Here is a 1,565-nt window from a genome sequence, read left to right on the forward strand (position 1 = left end):
GCCAAGATCGCCAGCGGAGACAGGGTCTATGCCGAACGGTTCCAGCAAGGCCCGGATTTCGCGGACCTTGCCTGCGTTGTGGCTGGCGATCACGAGTTTGCCGGGGAGGAGTTTGCGGTGTGTCATAATTCCCTTTCACCGTAGCCCTGAGCCTGTCGAAGGGCGCTTCTCGGCAAAACGTGGTTCACCTTCGGTGGCCTTCGGCTCGACAGGCTCAGCACTAACGGTTATAGACTATCACTTCACCGCATCGGCTTGTGCAGCAAAAATCCGGTCGCAACCCATGCGCGACAGGCGCAGCAACCGCAGCAACGCTTCCTCGTCATAGGTCGCGCCTTCGGCTGTGGCTTGCACTTCGGCAATCTGCCCGCCTTCGATCAAGACGAAATTGGCATCGGCATCGGCGCTGCTATCCTCGATATAATCCAAATCCAGCACCGGCGTGCCATCGCAAATGCCGCAGCTGACCGCCGCAACGCGGCCAATGATCGGGTCTTCCTTGACCTTACCCTCGGCCATCAGCTTGTTTACCGCCAGCCGCAACGCAACCCATGCGCCAGAAATCGCGGCTGTCCGCGTGCCGCCATCGGCCTGCAAGACATCGCAATCCAGGGTGATCTGATGCTCGCCAAGCTTTTTCATATCAACGACAGCGCGCAATGACCGCCCGATCAAGCGCTGAATTTCCTGCGTCCGGCCCGATTGCTTGCCTTTGGCGGCTTCGCGGTTGCCGCGTGTGTGCGTGGCGCGGGGCAGCATCGAATATTCCGCCGTCACCCAGCCTTCGCCTTTACCGCGCAACCAAGGCGGCAGCCGGTCTTCGACACTGGCGGTCACCAGCACGCGGGTATCGCCAAAACTGATCAGGCACGACCCCTCGGCATGTTTGGTGAAACCGGTTTCGATAGAAATAGCGCGCATTTCGTCTGGCGCACGACCTGAAGGACGCATAAAAAACTCCTGAAAATGGGAGCCGCCGCCATAGCCACATGCACTTGCTTTGCAAGGACTCTCCGCTAACAGTCACACGCGTGAACACACCCATCACCGAATTGAATGACCGCACGCGATCGATTTTTAAGGTCGTCGTTGAAAGCTATCTGGAATCGGGCGCGCCCGTTGGATCGCGGACTTTGTCGAAAATTGGCGGGCTGAACCTGTCGCCAGCCTCGATCCGCAATGTGATGCAGGATTTGGAGGAGGCGGGGTTGCTGGCCTCGCGGCACACCAGCGCGGGGCGGATGCCGACTGACCAGGGCTTGCGGCTGTTCGTTGATGGCATGATGCAAGCGGCGGAACCGACCGCCGAGGAACGCCGCGCAATCGAATCGCAGATTGAGGGCAGTGGCCCGATTGAAAGCGCATTGGCTGCCGCGACTTCGGCCCTATCGGGCTTGTCGGCCTGTGCAGGTGTGGTGATGGTAGCAAAGCGAGAGGCGGTGCTGAAACAGTTCAGCTTTGCCCGTTTGTCGCCAACACAGGCATTGGCGATTATGGTTGGGGCCGATGGTTCGGTCGAAAACCGGTTGGTCGATATTACTCCGTCAGTCAGCGACAGTGCCTTG

Annotated in this window: 1 protein-coding gene and 2 pseudogenes; 1 reads left to right on the forward strand and 2 read right to left on the reverse strand. The window is 59.4% G+C overall.

What is annotated here, in order from left to right; translation table 11 throughout:
* Together ABL922_RS14955 and rph are read right to left on the reverse strand one after the other, a co-directional pair.
* Positions 1 to 126: pseudogene (locus tag ABL922_RS14955) on the reverse strand (non-canonical purine NTP pyrophosphatase); the annotation flags it as partial.
* A gap of 111 nt (positions 127 to 237) precedes the next feature.
* The gene (gene rph / locus ABL922_RS14960; RefSeq protein WP_349025001.1) at positions 238 to 951 is read right to left on the reverse strand and encodes a ribonuclease PH; all 714 of its coding nucleotides are present in this window, start codon (positions 949 to 951) and stop codon (positions 238 to 240) included.
* Between the two features lie 80 nt (positions 952 to 1,031).
* Here rph and hrcA point away from each other — a divergent pair.
* Positions 1,032 to 1,565 (forward strand): annotated as a pseudogene (hrcA, locus tag ABL922_RS14965) (heat-inducible transcriptional repressor HrcA); the annotation flags it as partial.

It is taken from the genome of Sphingorhabdus sp., from assembly GCF_040079335.1.
Lineage (GTDB): Bacteria > Pseudomonadota > Alphaproteobacteria > Sphingomonadales > Sphingomonadaceae > Sphingorhabdus_B.